Genomic DNA, 20,380 nt, shown 5'->3' with positions numbered 1-20,380 from the left:
GGACCAGTGGCTTCCCGGCGCAACGGTCGTGAGGGACCACAGTTGGGCTTGGTGGCGACCACTGTCCTCGAGATGACCCACGCCGGATCACGATTCATCGTCAAGGCTGGCGGCGACGACGACCACCACGTCCAGCGAGAGCTCCACGCCCATCTCAACTGGTTGCGCCCATGGACCGACAGGGGACGCGCACCGACTCTGGTGCAGGGCAGCGCGGACGCGAAGCTGCTCATCACCCGGTACCTGCCCGGTGAACTGGTGCTCGGCAGCAAGCAGGCCGACGACACCTCCACCTATCGGCAGGCGGGCGAGCTGCTGGCCTTGTTACACGCACAGACTCCCGTCACGGACGACGACTACGAAAGGCGCGAGAACGAGAAGTCACTCGCGTCGCTCAGCGGACCACACCGAATCGCTGCGACCATCGCGGAACGACTACGCGCCGAAATCGCCACCTGGCCGACGCCGCCCGCGATCCTCGTACCCACCCACGGGGACTGGCAGCCCCGGAACTGGGTCGTCCACCACGGCGTCGTGGGCGTCATCGACTTCGGCCGTGCGGCGATGCGTCCCGCATCCACGGACTTCGCCCGGCTGGCCGCCCAGGACTTCTGCCGCAACCCGAACCTCGAGGCAGCCTTTCTGGACGGGTACGGGACCGATCCCCGCGAGCCGGGCGCGTGGCACCGCGAACGAGTTCGCGCCGCGATCGGCACCGCGGCCTGGGCGTATCACGTTGGCGACGAGCGATTCGAAGCCCAGGGCCACCGAATGATCGCCGAGGCGCTCTCATCTTCGGGAACCTGACGGAGAGGAGAAGCGGGGCGTCGGGGGCCGGCGGCTGGTCAGCGGTTGCTGCCCAGACGGGTTCACGGAGGACTCAGACATGCAGGGTGGGCCGGTAGATGAGTTCCTGGGAGCGACCGTCGAGGGTCCGACTCTCCACCAACTCCAGGTCGAAGTCGGCCGCCCCCTGGAAGATCGGCTCCGTACCGGTCTGACCGGTGATCACCGGGAAGACCGTCACCTGGACGAGGTCGACCAGACCGGCGGCCATCAGCGCCCGGTTCATCGACAGGCTGCCGTGCGATCGCAGGGGCACCTCGGACTCCTCCTTGAGCCGGGCGACGACCTCGACGGCGTCCCCACTCACGACGGTCGCGTCCGGCCAGTCGAGGGGTCCGTCGAGCGTGCTCGACACCACCGTCGCGGGGAGGCTCCTCATCCGGGTGACCCAGGCGTCACGGACCTCGGACTCCTCGGTGCTCGCGGCGAGCATCTGCGCGAACACCCGGTACGTGTTGGCTCCGAAGACCATGCGCTGCTCCTCGCCGTACACGGCGAGGCGGTGCTTGAGCAGCTCGGGACCCTGCTTACCCCAGTAGCCGCCCCAGTTTCCGCTGCTGGTGCCGAAGCCGTCGAGGCTGGAGAAGACGTCGAAGGTGTAGGTCGCGGTCATGATGCTCTCCTCGTGCGAGTGAGTTCGGTACGACGGGTCCGCAGGAAGGCACGTTCGGTCTCGTTGGTGGCCATTGCCATGGCCTGGTCGTAGGCGGCTCCGGCCTCAGCGTCGCGTCCGAGCCGGGCCAGCAGTTCGGCCCGGGTGGCGGGCAGCCGGTGGTACCCGGGAAGTTCGACGTCCTCCAACGCGGCGAGGGCCACCGCCGGTCCGTGCACCTCGGCGACGGCGACCGCGCGGTTGAGCGCGACGATCGGGGTCGGCGCGAGCGCGAGGAGCTGGTCGTAGAGTGCCAGGACCTGGGTCCAGTCGGTGGCGGCGCCGTCGGTGTGCACCGCGCTGATCGCGGCCTGGATCTGGTACGGGCCGGGCCGGTCGCGCCGCAGGCAACGGCGGACCAGGTCGTGGCCCTCGGCGATGAGCACCCGGTTCCACAGCGACCGGTCCTGGTCGGCCAGCAGCACCAGCTCGCCCGTCGGGCCGAGCCGGGCGGGGCGGCGCGCCTCGGTCAGCAGCAGCAGGGCGAGCAGGCCGAGGACCTCCGGCTCGTCGGGCATCAATGCGGCGAGCTCGCGGGCGAGTCGGACCGCCTCGGTGCACAGGTCCGTTCTGATCAGCGGTCCGGCGGTGGACGCGTAGCCCTCGTTGAACATCAGGTAGAGCACGGTGAGCACGGGCGGCAGCCGGTCCGGCAGCTCATGTTCGGCGGGTACCCGGTAAGGGATGGCGGCGTCCCGGATCTTCTTCTTGGCGCGCACGATCCGCTGAGCGACGGTCGCCTCCTGGATCAGGTAGGCCCGGGCGATCTCCGGCACGTCGAGGCCGCCGAGCAGGCGGAGCGTGAGGGCGGTGCGCGCGTCGGGAGCGAGCGCCGGGTGGCAGCAGGTGAAGATGAGTCGCAGCTGGTCGTCCTTCACCGGTCCCACCTCTCTGGGCTCGTCCTGTTGATGCAGCAGGAGGGCCTGGGCGTGCCGGGCCTCGCGGGTCGACTCGCGGCGGAGCCGGTCGATGGCCCGGTTGCGTGCCGTGGTCACGATCCAGGCGCCCGGGTTCGGCGGCGGCGTCTGCCACTTCTCCAGCGCGGTGGTGAAGGCGTCCTGGACCGCCTCCTCGGCGAGGTTGATGTCACCGAGGATGCGGGCCAGGGTGGCGACGCAGCGGCCGTACTCCGCGCGATAGATGCTCGCCAGGTCCATGTCGGGAGACCGGCTCCTGGTCAGGCCTGGGACAGGTCGTCGAAGGGACGCACCTCGACCGGACCGCAGGCCGCCGCGCACCTCTCGGCCCAGGCCAGCGCCTGGTCCAGGTCCGCGCACCTGATGACCCAGAACCCGGCGATGTGTTCCTTCGTCTCGGCGAACGGCCCGTCGCTCATGGTGGTGGTGCCGTTCTCGATCCGGACGACGGTGGCGCTGTCCGGTGACGTGAGTCCCCCGCCGAAGACCCAGGCGCCCGCGGCCTGCATGTCGTCGTTGATTCGCTCGGTCTCCCTGAACATGGTCTGCATCTCCTCGTCGGACGGGTCCGGCGCGCCCTCGACGAAGTGGACGGACAGCAGGTACTGCTTCATGACGATCCTCCGGTGGTCGATGGTGGGATGACGACAGGTCAGGCGGTCAGGCGACGCGCGACAGCGGGGATCACGATCGCGGCCGCGACCAGGTGGGTGAGCATCAGCAGCGCCTTGGTGGCCGTCCCGGCGTCGGCGATCACGTCCGGCACGAGCGACAGGACCGTCAGCACGACCGTCGTGCGGACGAACGTGCGCCGCGGGCGCCGAGCGAAACGGGACAGCAGCGCGGCGATGACCACGCCGATCAGCGAAAAGGCCACGGTCAGCACACCGAACCCCGCCACCGGGATCGGTGCGCCGTCCAGGTCGAGGCTGATCCCTGCGGCGTGGCCTACTGCGGCGACGGCCATGGTGGCGGCGCTCGCGGCAACCGCGGCGATGACACCGGTTCCGATCAGCGCAGCGAAGGTCGACGTGGTGGCGCGGGTCGTGTTCGCGGTGGTGGTCATCGTGCCCTCCAGCGGGTGCGTGGCCCGTCTCGGATGCCGGGCTCTCACCAGGGCTACGAACGGGACCAACGCCGATCGACAAGCACACCCGGATCTTTTCGAAGACTTTCGACTCCGGCGCACGTCGAGGCAGTCCCGGGCATCGCGGATGATCCCCGACGATACGCGCGCGCCTCTCTCGGCTTCGATGAGCCGCGCGGCACGACCCGACTTCACCACGGTGCCGGCTGCGCCGCGCCCTCCAGTCAGCCCTGCTACGAGTCGCTCATCCGCTGGCGGCGCTGCCCTGGGACCGGCGATGCCTGGCGTCTCGGATGAGCGTCAGGGCGATGACGAGAAGGCCGAGCAGGGCGACGACGGCGTTGGCGGTCGTGAGGAAGACCGCCTCGCCAGCGGTGGCGTCGTCGAGGTGGGTCAGGTGGAAGAAGAAGTGGGGTATGGCGAAGGTGGAGAATGCCGCCGCCGCGGGGATGGTGAACGCGGCTCGAGGTGCGACGAGCGCTATGCCGAGGACGACGGCCAGGCCGAGGGTGGCTCCGCCGAAGTCTCGCGCGTAGTGCTCGCTGAGCGGCGGGGTGAGGGTGACGGTCGGGAAGTTTTTGTAGAAGCTTTCGGGGAAGATCTGGTTCCAGAACCCGACAACGAGTTCGTCGAGGAAGAGTACGGCCAGGGCGATCCGGATCAGCGCGGTCAGCGCGGAGCCCCGTCCGTCTGTTGACGCGACCTGCGGTGCGGCGGGGACGGGTGACTGGCCTTCGCTCACCGGGTCCGCCCGATGGTTCTTTGCGCTGCCGGGCTGGCCAGCCACTGGTCGAAGGTCTGTCTGCCTCGGGGGCCGGGGCCGGTGGGCAGCAGGCCGTCTCCGGCCATGGCTCGACCGGTAGCTCCCGGGAGCCGGACGGGCAGGACGACGCGGTGACTTCCGCGGGCGCGTAGCAGACGGCGGGCCATGTCCGGCATGTGCAGCTGTTGTGGGCCGGCGATGTCCGGCGCCCGGCCGGCCGGGTCTGCCAGGGCGAGGTCGACGAGACAGTGAGCGACCTCGTGGGCCGCGATCGGCTGGCTGAGCATCTGGGGTACCACTGCGATCGGGCCGGGGACGGAGGCGAGCATCTGCGCGGCCAACTCGTGGAATTGCGTCGAGCGGAGCACTGTCGCGGGTACCGCACCGTCCAGGACGAGCTTCTCCTGGCGTCGTTTGCCCGCGTAGTAACCCCAATTCACCCGGTCGACGCCGACAACCGACAGCGCGACGTGGTGCCGCACGCCGACGCGCTGGCCTGCCGTGAGCAGGTTACCTGTCGCTGTGCCAAAGAAGTTTTCCGATTTCTTCCGGTTGGTCGTCGACACGTTGCTGACGTCGATCACGACCGGTACGCCGGTCAGCGCCTCGTCCAGCCCGGAACCGCGGATCAGGTCCACGCCTGTGGAGCGGGCGAGGATGAGCGGCTCGTGGCCGGCAGCCCGTACGGCGTCGACGACGAGACGTCCGACCCAGCCGGTCCCGCCAGCTACCGCGATACGCACTGAGCCACCTCCCGATTCGCCGTAACGCCGCAGAGGTGCGTCGCCCGGACCGGGCGCCGGGGTGAAAGAGAAATCAACCGCTGTGATGTCACTGATGGTTCTACCTCTCCGAGACTTCTCACCGAGGTTCAAACTAGGCAACTCGCACTAAAGCGTGGATTTCTCACCTGTGGCCGCGCGTCTGGTGCCGGCGTAGACACCGCGCGAGAGCGTCATGATCGCGAGGAGGAGAGCGAGTACGACGACGCCTGCGGCGGCGTAGAACGCGACGACCCCGCCGTGCGTGAGCCGGGCACGCAAAGGATTCGCTGCGGCGGCCGCCGCGGTGTCCGCTCCCACAGTGAACTCCGCCGTGCCGGTTACCGGGTGTCCGTCGGTGAAGGTTGCTCGCCAGCTGATCTCGTACCCGCCGTCAGGCATTCCCGCTTTCACCTGATGAATCAGCCTCGCTCCGTGGACAGCTGGCCGACCGTGGGACCAATTCGTTCCCGTGTGGTCAACGATCGTGATGCTGCTGTCAGACGTGATGTCGGCGGCAAACGCCACCTCGACCCGTTCCGGAGCGGTCACGAGCGCGGCGCCGTCGGCCGGCGTGATCGAATGCCTCGCGCCGTGGGCGAACGCGGGAGCGGGCGTGACCGTCGGCGAGAGACCGGCAGCAAGCACGACCGTGACGATCAATCCGACGGTACGACGAGTGCGAGGCGCTCGACCGGTGGCTGATTCGCCGGTCGCGGGCGCCGCGACGCTTCTCTTCATGGCGTGCTCCCCTCCGCCGCGAGCGACCGCGGCATCTGGGAAGTGGACCGAGTGGCCCCCCGATTCGTGACAGCAGAGCTAGCCGCTGGGCCAGCTGTCACGAATCGGAGGCCCGCTCGGTCCGTACTGGTGACGCTGGCTCACCACCCGCAGGACGGCGCAAGGAGCAATGAGTCATGACCATCACCATCCGCATCGCACTGGCGATCCTGTTTGTCGACAATTTCGTGGTCGGGGCCTGGAACGCGATCTGGCCGGCCGGCTTCTACGCGTACTTCCCGACAGTGGACCTCACGCCGCCGTTCAGCGAGCACTACGCGCGGGACTTCGGCACGGCATCACTGGCGATCGCCCTGGTACTGGGCATCGCGGCGATCAAACCCAAGGCCCATTTCGTCATCCCCGCCGCGGGCGCCTATTCGGTCTTCGCGGTGCCACATTTCTTCTACCACCTCACGAACATGGAGGGGGCGACCGTAGGTGAGGCGATCCTCCTCACCACCGGAAACGCGGCCGTTGCGCTCGTCGGCCTGGTGATCATCCTCCTGACGGTGCTGCGCGACCGTTCAGCGGCTCGGCGCGGCTTCGCCTCGGCTCGGGCCGCCCACTGAACCTTCCGCGTCAACCACTGGGAGAACCGATGGTTCCCGAACCCCGCCCGCCACGTCGGTCGAACGCGTTACCCAGCGCGTTCTGCGTCGTCGTCGCCGAACGACACCACCTCAAGAACCTCGCATATCACCTGCTCGGTTCGGTCGACGTCGCCGAGCACGCGGTGCAGGAGGCGTACACCGGCTGGTACACGATGCCGGACGACCAACAGGATGGCATCGACAGCCCCTTCACCTGGCTCGTCGGCACGCTCGTGCGGATCTGTATCGGTCTGCTCGAATCGTCGCCGCCCCGAGCCGGTGTCCAGACCGCCGATCGAGCGGGTCGCCTCCATGGTGCGGACCGTCCGCCTCAGCGGTGGGGTGCCTGGCGCGACGCGCCGATGCTGTAGTACGGCCGCGCACGGGTATGCGTTGGTGCCCGGACAGCAGCGATATCGGCGGTGGTTCGAGCTCACCTGCATGGTCAGGGACAGAAGCGACGAGGCGGGCGGTCATGGTGGAGCGAGGGGAAGACGGGACACTGATCGGCGCGTTGGGGGTGTTCGGCGGGGTCCGTCCGCGGCTGTTCGGCATCGCCTACCGGATGCTCGGAAGTGTCGCCGAGGCGGAGGACGTCGTGCAGGAAGCCTGGCTCCGGTGGCAGCAGACCGATCGCAGCCAGGTACGGGACCCGATCGGGTTCCTGGTCACGACGACTTCTCGGCTCGCTCTGAACGCCGCGACATCGGCTCGCGCCCGACGTGAGCTGTATCCCGGACCGTGGCTACCCGAGCCCGTCGACACCACCGCCGACCCGACACTGCAGGCCGAACGCAACGAGTCACTCGAACTCGCCGTGCTGCTTCTGTTGGAACGGCTCACCCCGGCCGAGCGGGCGGTGTACGTGCTGCGCGAGGCGTTCGACTACCCCTTCCGGCGGATCGGCGAGATTCTCGACGTCAGTGAGGCGTACGCGCGGCAGCTCGGCCGACGCGCCCGTACGCACCTGGCCCAGCAGCGGCGCGATCGGGTCGCCCACGCCGACCACGACCGCCTGCTGCGTGCCTTTCTCGCCGCCGCCCGGTCCGGTGAGCTGACCCGGCTCGAGGAGCTGCTCGCCGAAACAGCCACGTCCTACGCCGACGGCGGCGGCATCGTTCGAGCCGCCCAGGTACCCATCGTCGGACGTGACAACGTCGCGCGTTACATCCTGGGACTGATGCGCAAGTTCGGCCACGACCTCGCACTGGAGATCGTCGAATCGAACGGCCAGGCCGCGATCCTCGTCTCGCGGCCCGGTACAACGGTCGCGTTGGTCACCATCGAGGCCTCCCCCGCCGGAATCGAACGAGTGCTGGTCATCCTCAACCCACAGAAACTGGCCCTGTTCCAGCGGTAACCTTCGTCACCGGTGACACAGCGACGGGCAGCCCGGTCCGGCTGGCACCGCCGCGATGCGGCCGGGTCGACGGAGCCTGGCACGTGAGTCATCGCCGAACCTGCCGGCGCTGCTCGCACGGAGGAGATCGTTGCTGAGTGGCAAAGTCGCTTGACCTGCATCTGGAGTTCGATCGGGGTGCGGGTTTCCCGGGTCGCTCGCTGGAGAGCGCGTTACGGGAGAGCATTCGGACCGGCCGGCTGCGGGCCGGATCGCGTCTACCCGGGAGCCGGAGCCTGGCCACCGACCTGGGCTTGGCCCGGGGCACGGTGGTGCAGGCGTACGCGCAGTTGGTGGCGGAAGGGTGGCTGGTGGCGGCACCCGGCTCGGGCACCCGGGTCGCGGACGTGCTCCATGATCCGCCCGGCCCACGTAGGCAACCGCGGCCGTCGATCGCGGCCGGGCCGGTGATCGAGTGGCGGCCGGGGATTCCCGATCTCGGTTCGTTCCCCCGAACGGCCTGGGCCGACAGTGTCCGCCGGGCGCTGGCAACCGCTTCGCGCGGCACGCTGGACTACTCCGAGCCGGCAGGGCTGCCCGCGTTGCGGACGGCGGTGGCCGGCTATCTCGCGCGCACCCGTGGAGTGCTCTGCGACCCGGACTCGGTGGTGATCACGGCAGGCTTCACCCAGGGCCTCTCCCTGCTGGCGCGGACGCTGCACCGGCGCGGCGTACGCGCCATCGCCACCGAGAACCCCGGATTGGCCCATCACCGCATGGTGCTGCGGGCCGCGGGCCTGACGGTCACGCCACTCACCGTCGGCGCGGGCGGGGCCGACCCGGACAACGCGGCGGGTCAGGCCGCGCTGCTCACTCCGGCGCACCAGCATCCGACCGGAGTGGTACTCACCCCACGGCAACGCTACCGAGTCATCGCCTGGGCACGGGAGCACGACGCATTCCTGATCGAGGACGACTACGACGGCGAGTTCCGCTACGACCAGCGGCCGGTGGGCGCGATGCAGGCGCTGGCGCCAGAGCGGATCGTGTACGCCGGCAGCACGAGCAAATCGTTGGCGCCGGCCGTCCGCCTGGGCTGGTTCGTCGCACCCGAGCCACTGCGTCGCGAACTGACGACGACGATCGTGGAGGCCGGCGCCGCAGTCTCCGCGATCGACCAGCTCGCCATGGCCGACCTGCTCACGCACGGCGACTACGACCGGCACATCCGCCGCATGCGACTGACCTACCGGCGCCGCCGGATCGAGCTGGCTGGGCGCCTGGCCGAGGTGACCACCACTTCGCTGGAGGGCATCGCGGCCGGCGTGCATGCGCTGCTGCCGCTGGCCTCGGTCGCGGAGGAACGCTGGCTGATCCAGGCCGGACGCCGCCAGGGACTCCACCTGATCGGCCTGCACAGCAACGGCTACTGGCACGATCCGGCGGATGAGCGGCAGGCGGCGGCCCTGGTCATCGGGTACGCGGCGCCACCGGCTCACGCCTGGCAGGCGGCACTGTCCGAACTCTGCCAACTGGTCCATCAGACCGGTCGCTAACTGGTCCATCCTGCTGGTCCAGTCGGGGATACGTTCGACTCATGCAGACCATGAAGATCGGAAACAACGAGGTCGTGCTGCTGGGCACGGCCATGCCGCCGGAGCTACCGGAGGGCTCGCACGTGATGACCGCGACGATCGAACTACCACCGGGTGACCCGGGCACGCCGCCGCACCGGCACTCCGGCCCGGTATTCGGCTACATGCTCGACGGCGAGATGATCTTCGAGCTGGAGGGCGAGCCGGAACGGGTGATCAAGGCCGGTGAAGCGTTCTGGGAGCCTGGCGGCGACGTCATCCACTACCGATCCGCCAACAACCTGCCCGATCAGGTGAGCACATTCCTGGTCGTCATGGTGTGCGCGCCCGGCCAGGAAATGCTGGTGCTGGTCAGCCCTGAGGAGCTCGAACAGCGCAAGGACCGCCGCTCACCCCGGCCGAACTGACGGAGAAGCACACTCATGCGTATCGTTCTCGCCGGTTCGACCGGCACCATCGGCCGCCGGCTCGAGCCGCTCCTGACCGCCCAGGGGCATGAGGTCATCGGGCTGGCCCGTAACGGCCCGCTGGCCGTCGACGTGCTCGACCGGGACGCGGTGGCGGCCGCCGTCCGCGACACCCGGCCCGACGTGGTGATGCACCAGCTGACCAGCCTGAGCACCGGCGACCTCGCGGCCAACTCGCGGCTGCGTCGGGTCGGGACCCGCAACCTGGTCGACGCGGCGCTCGCCGCCGGAGTACGGCGGATCGTGGCACAGAGCATCGCCTGGGCGTACGAACCGGGCGCCGAGCCCGCGACCGAGAAGACCCCGCTCGACCTCGGCGCCGCAGAGCCGCGCCAGACCAGTGTGGCCGGTGTCGCCGCGCTCGAATCCGCCGTCCAGGAGGCGCCCGAGTGGGTCGTGCTGCGGTACGGCACCCTTTACGGCCCGGACACCTGGTACGCCCGCGACGGCCTGATGGCCCAGTTCGCCGCCGCCGGCAGGGTCCCCGCGGACGCGGACGTGAGTAGCCTGCTGCATATCGACGACGCCGTCGCCGCCGCGGTCGCGGCCCTGGAGTGGCCCGCCGGCGCGGTCAACGTCTGCGACGACGAGCCCGCCGCGGCCGCGGAGTGGGTGCCCGCGTTCTGCGCGGCGGCCGGGGTCCCGGCACCCGCGGTGACAGTGGGCGAGCGGCACGGCTGGGCACGGGGCGCGAGCAACCACTACGCCCGCACGCACCTCGACTGGATCCCGCCTCATCCCTCCTGGCGAGATGGATTCGCCACCCTGTGAGCCATCCGCCCACCGTCGGCGTCCGAGAACGGGCCACACATCTTGATCTTGCAAGGCAACGAAGAGGAAGAGTCATGCCGGAACACCTCAAACTGGCCGCGCTGAGCGACGACTACGCACGCTTCGATCTGGAGCGCGATGTCGTACGCGAATGGGAGGACGGCGCCCGCACCGACGATCGCGCCGGGTCGTACGAGTGGTGGTACTTCGACGCCCACCTCGAGGACGGCGCGAAGGTGGTCGTGGTGTTCATGAACAAGGACCTCGGCGCGGCGAGCAGCCCGCTGTCGCCGCAACTCCGCGTCAACCTGGAACTTCCCGACGGCACGATGTCCAACAACACGATCGCGATCCCCCCGGCCGAATGGTCGGCGGCGAGCGGGCGTACGGACGTAAGGATGGGCCCGGACAACCGCTTCCAGGGCGAGAACCTGCGCGAGTACCGGATCCAGGCGGCCGCCGGGAGGCTGCGGGTCGACTTCACGCTGACATCCGAGGTCCCGGCCTGGCGCCCGGCCACCGGGCACATGCTGTTCGGCGCGAAGCGCGACCTCGAGTTCAACTGGCTGCCCTCGGTCCCGCAGGGAGCCGTGCGCGGCTCGTACACGATCGACGGGGTGCGGCACGAGACGACCGGCGTCGGCTACCACGACCACAACTGGGGAAACGTCGGGCTGCAGAAAATCATCAATGACTGGTACTGGGGGCGGGGGCAGGCCGGGCCGTACACGGTCATCGCCTCGTTCATCACCAGCGCCGAGAAGTACGGCTTTGCCGAGATCCCCATCTTCATGCTGGCCCGCGACGGCCGGATCATCGGCGACGACCCGGAGAAGATGACGTTCGAACGACACCGGGTCTACACCGACGCGAAGACCGGCAAGCCGGTGGCGGGCATGGTCCGGTACACGTACGTGGACGACGACGACACGTACGTGGTGACCTTCGACCGCAAGCGCGACCTGGTCCGCAACCCGCTCACCAAGGACCTGCCCTGGCTGAAGAGGGCCGCGGCCCGGCTGGTCCGGTTCGACGGCGCCTACCTCCGCTTCGCCGGCCTGCTCACGATCGAGCATCACAAGGGCGAACGCGTGGTCGAGGAGTTCGCCGAGGGCGCGATCTGGGAGCTCATGTACTTCGGGCACGCCCGAGTCACATCGGCCGCGTGAGGCGCCGTCAGGCGCCGCTGCGGACGAAGATCTCCTCGCCCCATGACCCGTCGTCGGCCTCCATCCGGATGACCAGCCGGTCACCGGCACAGCGGTACGACCCCTCCGAATCAGCCATGACCGAGCTGATGTCCAGCTCCCTGTCGCCGACCCGCAGCAGGTTCACGTCGCCTGCCGTCACGCCGTCGCGCTGCCGGTACCGGCCGGCGTGGGCAGTCCACCGGTAGGTCTGCATGCCCCGGCGGACGTTGCGCACGGTGTGGCCGTTGAGGAGGCCCTCGGCGGCGGCCCGGTCGAACAGGTCGGTCGCCGTGCCGTCGATCCGGTAGGCGCTGGCGAAGCCGGTCTCCGGACCACTGGTGAGGTCGACACTCGCGTCCTGCCGCAGCCCGGTGATCGTGCCCAGCGGCGAGTCGGCGGGGACCGGCACGTGGTAGCGCCCGGCGGCGAGACGCCACACGCCGACGAGGCAGCCATCGTGTCCGGTCACTGCCGCGGGCCCGGACGTCCGGTGCGCGGCGGCGACGGCACCGGACGCGCCGAGCAGCACCAGGACGGCGGCCCCGGATGTCAACCACCGGCGGTGGCGGGGGCGCACGACCACGGTCAGTGCCGCCGTCACCGCGGCGCCGAGCGCCGCCGCGAGGGTCGCGAACACCGGCGCGACGAGCAGGGCGTGGCTGATCGCCCGCACGGCGAGGACCTGCTCGGGAGGGCGGACGCAGCCCGGTCCCGCGGCGGTGCCGAGGCAGGGCAGCGCCGCCATGGCGGCCACCAGCACCGGCGCCAGAAGCAGACCCGCCGTGCCCGCGGCCAGCAGCGCGTGCCACACCGACAGCCGCCGATTGGCCACCGCCGCCACCGCGACAGTCATCTCGACCAGGGTGACCGGCAGCAGCGTGTGGCCGTCGACGAGGCTCCGCAGCGCCGCCGGCCCGAGGCCCGGGTCCCGGGCGGCGACCGCGATGCCCACCACCACCAGGGGGAGCGCCACCGCGCCGACGACCCCCGAGACGATGCCGAGCCGCAGCGCCCGCCGGGTCGCGTGCCGGTCCGCCAGGACCGGATGCAGCGCGGCGGCCAGCGGCAACGCGAGCAGGTACGGGGCGTGGTCGGCCAGCACGCGCACGTACCAGCCGAGGGTGTCCCCCAGGGTGAGCACGGTGACGTGTTCGGGGTGACCCTCGCGTGCGGCGAGCACCCGCAGCATGCTCACCTCGGAGTCCGCCGACCACGAGTCCAGGATCAGGATCGACGCCACGAACGCGGCGATGAGCAGTGCGGTGGCCGTGGCGGCGCCGGCCCACGCCAGACGGGTACGACCCGCGTCGGTCACCGGGATCCGCCGCAGGTGCGCCCGAGCGCCGAGCGCCACCCAGCGGCCGAGCAGGACGCCTGCGGCGATCCCGAGCACGGCCCACGCCAGCTCGACCCACCAGGCCGGCCGGTCGCTGGCATACGCCGCCGACCAGGCCAGCCGGCGGCCCACGAGGAGCCCCACGGCCAGCGCCGCACCGAACAGACCGCCGCCGGCCGCCGTGCCACCACCGTGCCGCGCCCACCAGGCCGACCGCCACAGCGCGCCGGTGGTGACCAGGGCCAACGGCACACCGAGCAGCAGCCCCACCAGGAACGCGCCGCCGGTGAGCGGATCAGGGCCGCCGAGGGTACGGGGCAGTTGCGCCATCAGGTCCGCCAACGGCGGCGCGGCGATCCCGGCAGCCAGGCCGGCGCCCAGCGCCTCGACGGGGCGAGCGGAGACTCGACGCACCGGCCGGTCCAGTTCGTCGGCGCGTGCCCGGGCCAGCGGCTGGAACCGGAACATGGCCGCGAGGCGGGGCCAGCGTCCGGCGCGGGTGGGGTTGGTCGCGAGCAGCGCCCGGATGGTCGCCGCGTCGGCCCCGGTCAACCGGGCGTCCGCGGCGAACTCCCGGGCCCGCAGCACCGACCAGGCCGAGACCTGCACCACCAGCGCGAACGTCGCCAACCGCCAGACGTCATCGAGCAGGTGGGCGGCGGGCACGGCGCCCGCGTAGTTGACCGCGACGGGTACGAGAACGGCCAGCGGGAAGGCCCAGGCCAGCGCGATGGTCAGCCGGGTCAGGCCCACGTCCGCGTTGCGGAGGTGGGCCAGCTCGTGCAGTACGACCGCCCGGAACACGCCCGGCGCCACCCGGTGGGCGTGCACGAGCCCCAGGTCGAGCCGGACGTAGCGGACGGGGAACGCGCCGAAGGTGTTGCCGCTGACCCGTGCCGACCGCGACGCCACGAACGTCGGCGCCCGACGCAGCCCCGCCTCGCGTACCAGGGCGGACAGGTCCGCGCGCAGCGTTTCGGTGCCCGGCATCCGGTCCAGGCGGCGCAGGTCGCGCAGCCGGCGTTCGCACCACGGCGCGGCCAGGTAGATCACGGCCGTCACCGCCGCCAGCACGGCCATCCCGACGAGCATCTGACGGACCGCGTCGGCGTGCAGCGTGCCGAGGCAGTGTCGCACCGCCGCTGCCGATTCCTCGTTGACCGTGCCGGTCCGCACGTCGATCGGTGCGGGCAGCCCGCGCAGTCCGTCGATGCACTCGGCCCGCTGGCGGGTGCGCGCGGCGTCGATGAGCACCGTCTGCCAACCGAAGACGCTCGTACCGACGACCGCGGTCACCGCGGCGACGAACCGGCCGAGGGCCGGTGACGGCAACGGAGGGGTCACCCCGGCCAGGGCGGGGCCGGCTGTCGGGTCACTCACCGTCGATGTTCCCGGCGTCCATCCCGAACCGGGCGACGAACGCCTCGCGCACCGCGTCGCGCAGCACCGCGACCTGGTCCTCGGTGAGCGCCCAGCGCGGGTCGCGGGCCGCGGCCGTGACCGCCTCCTCGATACGTAGCACCTGACCGGGGCGCAGCCGCACCGTCCGGGGCGGCACCTCGCCCGAGCGGCGGGTCCACCACCGCCGGCCGAGCCGGCGCAATCCCCCGCGCATCGCATCGGTGGCCTGTGCCTGGACCGCGTCGCGCAACCCGGCGAGGGCGACGCCGGTCAGCACCATCACGTACGGCAGCAGCGGCTCGACGGTCTCCGCGAAGCCCCCGCCACCGGCCTCGCCGCCGCCCACCCGCAGAAGAGCACGCGGGTCCTCGCGCCACCGCCACGGCCGACGCTGGTACGCCGGTTGCAGGAATACCAGCAGCGGCTCCTCCTCCGGAGCCACCGCCCGGATCGCCAGCCGGACGAGGTCCTCCTCCGCACCGCCGCTGGCGGCCTGCCTGGTCGGGCTCATGACGATCGTGTCTCCGGGCCGGTGGTCGCTGCGCGGTGCGGCGATCACGTTAGGACCCGAGCCCGAGCGGCGCGATCAGCAATCAGACAGTCACCTTCAGTGACGTCACCCGATCCGCCGGCCCTGCGGCGGACGTGGTCGAGCGGGGCGATCCCGGACGGGGTTGCCAACGAGCGCTGTACCTCAGGGGCATATTTAAGACTCACCGGTATACCGCCCACCACAGTCACCACCGCCGAGCGTGGCGGGCGGGCCCGGCAGCCCCGAGAGCGGGCATTGTCAGATGGTGCGGTCGGGCACCGCGCAGCCGTCCGGGGCGCACAGACCCTCGGCGTCGGTGACGACCGGAAGCGGCCGCAGGCTGGCGTGGCCTTCGGCCCACGCCTTGCTGATCACCGCCAGCAGGTCGTCGGTGCCGATGGCACCGGGGACGGCGAAGCGGCCGTCGAACACGAGGAACGGCGCGCCCCGGGCGCCGAGGCGCTCGGCCTCGCGCTGGTCAGCCGCCACGCGGGTCCGGTAGCGGCGGCTTCGCAGGGCCTCGGCGGCCCCGGCGCGGTCCAGGCCCACCTCGCCGGCGAAGTCGAGAACCTCCCCGGCCGTCCACAGCTTTCGGGCCTGCCCGAAGTGCGCGCGGAACATCGCCGTCCAGGTCTCGTTACCACGGCCCTGGTCCGCCGCGTAGGCGAGCAGCTCGTGGGCGAAGTCGGTCGGGCCGAGCGTGCGGTCGACCGCCCGGTAGGGCGTCAGGCCCTCCGCCTCGGCGGCTCGCTCGATCGGCCGCAGGACCCGGTCCACGGTCGTCGTGGGCGCCCCGGCCATCTCGATCAGCTTCACCTGACTGACACCCGCACGCGGCAGGTCAGGGTGCAGCTGGAAGGACCGGTGGATCACCTGCACGTCGTCGCCGTGCTCGAACCGGTCCAGCGCCAGGTGCAGCCGGTGATCCATCAATCCGCAGTACGGGCAGACGATGTCCGACCAGAACTCGATCTTCATTGCGCTCCCCCTCGATTCTTACTTCCTGTTCGTAGCCCCATGATGCATTAGTATCGGAGAGCCACAAAAGGCACATTCATGTGCGTAGCGATCGGGCGACGGACAGGCGGCGGCGATGAGCGCAGACGATCTTCGACGGAGACGAACCAACGTCCGGGCGAACGTCCGGAAGGCACCGGGGCCCTGCGCGCACTGGAAGGACGAGGACGCCGACTTCATCCGTGAGGTCCTGGACCTCGTCGGCGACAAGTGGAGCGTGCTGATCATCGGCACCCTCGCCGACGGCCCCACCCGCTACTCGCATCTGGCTGACGCCATCCCCGGCATCTCCCAGCGCATGCTCACCCTGACCCTGAAGCACCTGCAGCGCACCGGGCTCGTCAGCCGGACCTCCTACCCCGAAGTCCCGCCCCGCGTCGAGTACGCCCTCACCGACCTCGGCACCTCGCTGCTGTCCATCGTCCTGGCCCTGGCGGACTGGTCCGCCGACCACCACGCCGAGATCCGCCGCCACCAGACCGCGTACGACAGCGGCACCACGCCGTAGGCCCGCGAGGGCGCCCGTCCGTGCTGTCGCCATCGGGGGACTGTCCCGGTTCCACCGTCCTATCGATGATGTGGATGTAACGATGGGAGGCGTGGGAGCTGCGAAAACTACTGCTATGCCGGCTATCTCGCCGCTGGGCGGCGAGCCGATCAAGCGCGCCGATGCCGAGCGGCTGGCGGGGGTGCTGAAGGCATTCGCCGATCCGGCCCGGCTGCGACTGCTCAGTCTGATCCAGTCCGCTCCGGAGGGCGAGGCGTCGGTGAGTGACCTCACCGCGCCGCTTGGGCTCTCCCAGCCGACCGTGAGTCATCACCTCAGGATCCTCACCGAAGCTGGCCTGCTGGAGCGCGAGAAGCGCGGCGTCTGGGCGTACTACCGCCTGGTGCCGTCCGCGATCGCCACGATCGCCGACCTGCTGACGCCGCCCCGCAAGCGGCCGACGAAGAGGACCCGCTGAGCGGGGAAGTCAACCGACGCTGATCGGCCCGGCTTCCGTGCGGAAAGTGGACCGGGCCGCCACTGGCACCTGGGCGACAGTGCTGGCGGCGCTTCGCGGCTAGCCTCCCGGCATGGGAGACACCGCCAACCTCGCGGCCGCCGGTGACGCGGTACGGCACCTGAGTGGCCTGCTGGCGGATGTCTGGCTGGCGGTGGACGCTCCGGACCACGTCGGCGGGCGGTGGGTGGAGCTGTGCCGCGGGTCGCCGGTCAGTCCGGTGTTCGTCTGCGTCGACGCCATGAGCAACGTGCTGCACGTGCGATATCTCGGCCCTGACAACCTCTCCATCGTCTACCTGCCCGGCTGGTACTACGAGGTGGCGACGGCCGCCGCGCTGGGCCGACCGCTCGGCGCCTCCGCCACGACCGTGCTGGACTTCGCGACCGCACTCCCGCTCGCCTTCGACCTGACCGTCGACCACCGGATCCGGGACGCGGCCCAGAGCGTCACGCCCGCGCCGGGCCGCGAGCCGATCGAGTACGAGCCGCTCGCCTTCGGCTACGCGTTCGCGCCCGCGCACGGCTTCGCCATCACCGACACGCCGCCGGGCACCGACCCGGTGACCGACCCGTCGGTGATCTTCCACTGGAGTGCGATGTCGCTGCGGGTCGCCGCGGCACCCGGCGTCACCTTCGAGCAGCGGCCCCTGCTGAGCGCCACCGCCCTGAGCGTCGTCCGGGCGGCCCACCAACCGGGCGAGGGCACCGTCACCTGCGATCAGGCGCTCCGCTTCGAGTTCGAGCGGCATCGACATCCGATGACGCTGCCGCCGCTCGGCGCGCCGCTGCGCCCCGTACCGCTGGCGGAGCCGGACATCGTCGCGAACGCCGTGGCCATGAGCCGGGCCCTCGGCGAGCCGCGACCCGTGGCGGTGCAGGAGACCCGCCCGGACGGCGTCGACCTGGTGCTGCTGAAGCCCGACCTGCGCCGGCCACCTCGGGGAACCCCGTGGAGCTGGCAGCCCACCTGGCTGGTCGAGGCGGCGAAAATCGTCGACGACGCCGTGTTCGCGATCCTGATGAGCCTGCTCGACACCTACGTCCAGTGGCTCGGCGGGCTGCCGGAGACGGCGCCGGTGCCGATCCGCATCCGCCTCGATCCGGCGAGCGGAAAGGACCGCTTCGCCTATCGACTCGACTATCTGGATCCGGACGGCGACCCGTCGGCCGAACCGCCGGACGAGACCGCGACCTTCGCACCGTGCTTCCGGTTGACCGTGGTCCGCACCACGAACGTGCGGGTCGTCCTGGACCTGCCCCTCGGCGCCACCGGTGAGTCGGACATCGCCGGCATCGTCCAGTACCGCGAGAAGGTCGTCCCCCACTTCGACGACGTGCCGTTGATGATCGCCGACGGCGAGGTCGACACCGAGGGCCTCCTGGAGGCACGGCCGGCGACGATCGAGGAGATCCTCCACATCGTCGTCACGCTCGGCGAGTTCGTTCCGTTCCCACCCCTGCAGGCCGGGTACGACCTACGCGACCTGGGCAGCGTCGCGTCGTACGTGCTGACCGGGGAGAACCTCTACGGCGAGCCGATGAGCGGCCTCGAAGCCGCGGTCACCCTCGGCGGGGTGCTCGTTCCCGAGGTCGCCGAACGGGTGGTCGGCTCGCTGCTCGCCTCGGGCCGGCGGGTCACCACCCTCGGCGACGATCCCACGCGGCGCCTGCGGGAGGCGGCGGAGGCCACGGTGCCCGACGACGCGGCGCTGGCCCGTTCGCTGATCGAACGCGTCGAGGGCGGCCAGCGATGACGCGCCCGCCGGCCGGCGTCGGCCCGTCCATACCGGAGCGGCTCGCGCTGCTGGGCCAGCTCCAGCGCATGACCCCACAGGCCCGGGCGCTCCTGCGGCCGGACATCGCCGCGCCCGCCTTTCTGCGCGACCCCGAGCAGCTCATCGACCCCTCTGGCGTCTGCCTCCGGTCCGGCTTCCTGCAGCACGCCTTCGAGGCGGCGCGCCGCGACGTCCCGACCTTGACGATGGAGGGGTTCCTGGCCAGCGGAGACCACGGCTCGCTGCTGCGCGGTGTCGTCGACGCGATGCTCGGCGAGGCGTCCGCGACGCTGCTGCGCACATCGGATCCCGCGCGCTACGTCGACGCGCTGCGACGCGCCTACGCCAGCTTCAGGACGGCCCCGTCGCCGTTCGACGGCGGCGTGTCCTACGGCTCCTACCGATACCACGAGGGTTTTCACGTCGAGTTGCCCGACGACCTGAACGTCACGCCGATGAACGCTCCGGTCGGCCCGGACCCGCGTTACCCCGCCTACGGTGGCGTGGTCACGGCCCGCGGCCACCGCTCGATCGGCATGGTGCTGGCGTCGCGGGTCTGGGACCGGGAGATCCCGCTGACCGCGCGGGGTCCGGACCTGTTCCGCGAGCTGCACGTGCGCAGCTCCGACGAGCTGCACGCCTGGGACTACGACCCCGATCTGCTGATGTCCGAGGTGCAGATCGCGCACATGATCTCGACCGGGGACGGCCCGATCTACCGCTTCTCGTTCGAGCCGGGTCCGCCCAGCGTCCGGACCGCCGAGCAGGCCCGGTGGGAACTCGCGGCCCGGTTGGAGGACGAGCGGATCCTGACCGTCGACAACGCCGAGCTCCAGCGGTTGTGGGACCACCACGGCCGCAGCGCCACCCGCCCGCGCGGAGATCCGTCGGACCTGCGCAGCCGCTACGGCCGCGATCCGTACTACCGACTGTCCCGGGACGAGCTGTTCGAGACCGCCATGCGACTTCCGTCGGCGCGCAACGTGGCCATCCGCGTCTACGAATGGGAGCACGCGAGGCCCCAGCGGTTCATCAGGGAGATGCAGCGTTGGGTCCGGACGTTGCGCAGGAAGCTCGACGAGGACTTCTGGAGCAGCCGGCTGTCCATGCTGACCGGGGCGAGCGAGCCGGGCAACCTGCACCTGCTCTCCCCACGGGACCACGCACTGACCGACGTCTACGCCGGGCGGATGATGGGCGGCAGCACCCGGCTCGACCGCTGGGGCAACCGCGTGGTCCCGACCGTGGCGGAAGAAGACGCCTACGACTATGCGGCGCGCGCACAGGACTTTCTGCTTCCGTCCGGCGCGACCATGGAGCCCTTCCCGTTGACCGACATCGCCCGGGCGACCGAGCCGGTCATCGCGTTCGACCAACGGACCCTCGCCGAACTCATGGCGGCCCTCCAGGACGACGAATGGCAGGCGGCGCTGGCCTCGACACCCGAGGCGGCCGCGGCCTGGAACCGGCTCGCACAACGGCTCAACGGCCAGGTCGACGGCTACGGCATGCCGACCGCGCTGCACCTGCCTCAACTCTGACTGGAGGATCG

22 protein-coding genes are annotated in these 20,380 nt (G+C 70.8%); 12 read left to right on the top strand and 10 right to left on the bottom strand.

Annotated elements, in window-relative coordinates; translation table 11 throughout:
• The first annotated feature begins 51 nt into the window (after positions 1-51).
• Positions 52-807: a phosphotransferase family protein gene (locus EAD89_RS06680; protein ID WP_199733422.1), complete on the top strand. Its 756-nt coding sequence runs from the start codon at positions 52-54 to the stop codon at positions 805-807.
• 73 nt (positions 808-880) lie between these two features.
• Here EAD89_RS06680 and EAD89_RS06675 read toward each other — a convergent pair whose 3' ends face one another.
• The 7 genes from EAD89_RS06675 to EAD89_RS06645 form a co-directional block, all read right to left on the bottom strand.
• Positions 881-1,459, bottom strand: coding sequence for a dihydrofolate reductase family protein (locus EAD89_RS06675; RefSeq protein WP_121675108.1), 579 nt, complete (start codon positions 1,457-1,459; stop codon positions 881-883).
• The gene (locus tag EAD89_RS06670) at positions 1,456-2,655 is read right to left on the bottom strand and encodes an RNA polymerase sigma factor (protein ID WP_121675107.1); all 1,200 of its coding nucleotides are present in this window, start codon (positions 2,653-2,655) and stop codon (positions 1,456-1,458) included. The genes EAD89_RS06675 and EAD89_RS06670 overlap by 4 nt, the downstream gene beginning before the upstream one ends.
• Before the next feature lie 20 nt (positions 2,656-2,675).
• Entirely contained in the window at positions 2,676-3,029 is a 354-nt protein-coding gene (locus tag EAD89_RS06665; RefSeq protein WP_121675106.1) for a YciI family protein, read from the bottom strand.
• 38 nt (positions 3,030-3,067) lie between these two features.
• Positions 3,068-3,481 carry a DUF6069 family protein gene (locus tag EAD89_RS06660; RefSeq protein ID WP_121675105.1) on the bottom strand — a complete coding sequence of 138 codons (414 nt, stop codon included), beginning with the start codon at positions 3,479-3,481 and terminating at the stop codon, positions 3,068-3,070.
• Positions 3,482-3,746: 265 nt separating this feature from the next.
• Complete coding sequence (locus tag EAD89_RS06655; protein ID WP_121675104.1) at positions 3,747-4,244, bottom strand: hypothetical protein; 498 nt, start codon at positions 4,242-4,244, stop codon at positions 3,747-3,749.
• Entirely contained in the window at positions 4,241-4,903 is a 663-nt protein-coding gene (locus EAD89_RS06650) for an SDR family oxidoreductase (protein ID WP_233578240.1), read from the bottom strand. The genes EAD89_RS06655 and EAD89_RS06650 overlap by 4 nt, the downstream gene beginning before the upstream one ends.
• 252 nt (positions 4,904-5,155) lie before the next feature.
• Entirely contained in the window at positions 5,156-5,767 is a 612-nt protein-coding gene (locus tag EAD89_RS06645; RefSeq protein ID WP_121675103.1) for a copper resistance protein CopC, read from the bottom strand.
• A gap of 176 nt (positions 5,768-5,943) precedes the next feature.
• Between EAD89_RS06645 and EAD89_RS06640 the strand changes: the two genes are divergently transcribed.
• The 7 genes from EAD89_RS06640 to EAD89_RS06610 all read left to right on the top strand — a co-directional run bounded on the left by EAD89_RS06640 (position 5,944) and on the right by EAD89_RS06610 (position 11,740).
• Positions 5,944-6,378, top strand: a complete 435-nt coding sequence (locus EAD89_RS06640; protein ID WP_121657302.1) for a hypothetical protein — start codon at positions 5,944-5,946, stop codon at positions 6,376-6,378.
• A gap of 29 nt (positions 6,379-6,407) precedes the next feature.
• Positions 6,408-6,770 carry a sigma factor gene (locus EAD89_RS06635; RefSeq protein ID WP_121675102.1) on the top strand — a complete coding sequence of 121 codons (363 nt, stop codon included), beginning with the start codon at positions 6,408-6,410 and terminating at the stop codon, positions 6,768-6,770.
• A 17-nt stretch (positions 6,771-6,787) separates the two neighbouring features.
• Positions 6,788-7,759: an RNA polymerase sigma-70 factor gene (locus EAD89_RS06630; RefSeq protein ID WP_233578238.1), complete on the top strand. Its 972-nt coding sequence runs from the start codon at positions 6,788-6,790 to the stop codon at positions 7,757-7,759.
• 137 nt (positions 7,760-7,896) lie between these two features.
• Positions 7,897-9,294 (top strand): PLP-dependent aminotransferase family protein, encoded by a 1,398-nt coding sequence (locus tag EAD89_RS06625; protein ID WP_121675100.1) that lies wholly within the window; start codon positions 7,897-7,899, stop codon positions 9,292-9,294.
• A gap of 41 nt (positions 9,295-9,335) precedes the next feature.
• A complete protein-coding gene (locus EAD89_RS06620; protein ID WP_121675099.1) occupies positions 9,336-9,740 on the top strand; it encodes a cupin domain-containing protein in 405 nt (134 codons plus the stop codon).
• Between the two features lie 15 nt (positions 9,741-9,755).
• The gene (locus EAD89_RS06615; protein WP_121675098.1) at positions 9,756-10,571 is read left to right on the top strand and encodes an NAD(P)-dependent oxidoreductase; all 816 of its coding nucleotides are present in this window, start codon (positions 9,756-9,758) and stop codon (positions 10,569-10,571) included.
• A gap of 74 nt (positions 10,572-10,645) precedes the next feature.
• Positions 10,646-11,740, top strand: coding sequence for a lipocalin-like domain-containing protein (locus tag EAD89_RS06610; protein WP_121675097.1), 1,095 nt, complete (start codon positions 10,646-10,648; stop codon positions 11,738-11,740).
• A gap of 7 nt (positions 11,741-11,747) precedes the next feature.
• Here EAD89_RS06610 and EAD89_RS06605 read toward each other — a convergent pair whose 3' ends face one another.
• The 3 genes from EAD89_RS06605 to EAD89_RS06600 all read right to left on the bottom strand — a co-directional run bounded on the left by EAD89_RS06605 (position 11,748) and on the right by EAD89_RS06600 (position 16,008).
• A complete protein-coding gene (locus tag EAD89_RS06605) occupies positions 11,748-14,477 on the bottom strand; it encodes a M48 family metalloprotease (protein ID WP_158610720.1) in 2,730 nt (909 codons plus the stop codon).
• Positions 14,470-15,009, bottom strand: a complete 540-nt coding sequence (locus EAD89_RS30420; RefSeq protein WP_158610719.1) for a hypothetical protein — start codon at positions 15,007-15,009, stop codon at positions 14,470-14,472. The genes EAD89_RS06605 and EAD89_RS30420 overlap by 8 nt, the downstream gene beginning before the upstream one ends.
• A gap of 279 nt (positions 15,010-15,288) precedes the next feature.
• Positions 15,289-16,008 carry a DsbA family protein gene (locus EAD89_RS06600; RefSeq protein WP_121675095.1) on the bottom strand — a complete coding sequence of 240 codons (720 nt, stop codon included), beginning with the start codon at positions 16,006-16,008 and terminating at the stop codon, positions 15,289-15,291.
• 115 nt (positions 16,009-16,123) lie between these two features.
• On the opposite strand from EAD89_RS06600, the gene EAD89_RS06595 reads away from it, so the two are divergent.
• From EAD89_RS06595 to EAD89_RS06580, 4 genes are all read left to right on the top strand, one after another.
• Complete coding sequence (locus EAD89_RS06595) at positions 16,124-16,555, top strand: helix-turn-helix domain-containing protein (RefSeq protein WP_121675094.1); 432 nt, start codon at positions 16,124-16,126, stop codon at positions 16,553-16,555.
• 115 nt (positions 16,556-16,670) lie between these two features.
• The gene (locus EAD89_RS06590; RefSeq protein ID WP_121655430.1) at positions 16,671-17,012 is read left to right on the top strand and encodes a helix-turn-helix transcriptional regulator; all 342 of its coding nucleotides are present in this window, start codon (positions 16,671-16,673) and stop codon (positions 17,010-17,012) included.
• A gap of 112 nt (positions 17,013-17,124) precedes the next feature.
• Positions 17,125-18,807: a hypothetical protein gene (locus EAD89_RS06585; protein ID WP_121675093.1), complete on the top strand. Its 1,683-nt coding sequence runs from the start codon at positions 17,125-17,127 to the stop codon at positions 18,805-18,807.
• A complete protein-coding gene (locus EAD89_RS06580; RefSeq protein WP_121675092.1) occupies positions 18,804-20,369 on the top strand; it encodes a hypothetical protein in 1,566 nt (521 codons plus the stop codon). Before EAD89_RS06585 ends, EAD89_RS06580 begins: the two co-directional genes overlap by 4 nt.
• Positions 20,370-20,380: the final 11 nt, after the last annotated feature.

Origin of the sequence: Micromonospora sp. BL4, assembly GCF_003667505.1 — a bacterium.
Classification (GTDB): domain Bacteria; phylum Actinomycetota; class Actinomycetes; order Mycobacteriales; family Micromonosporaceae; genus Micromonospora.
The sequence above is the reverse complement of the archived record's forward strand: the minus strand, read 5'-3'. Positions and strand labels throughout refer to the sequence as shown.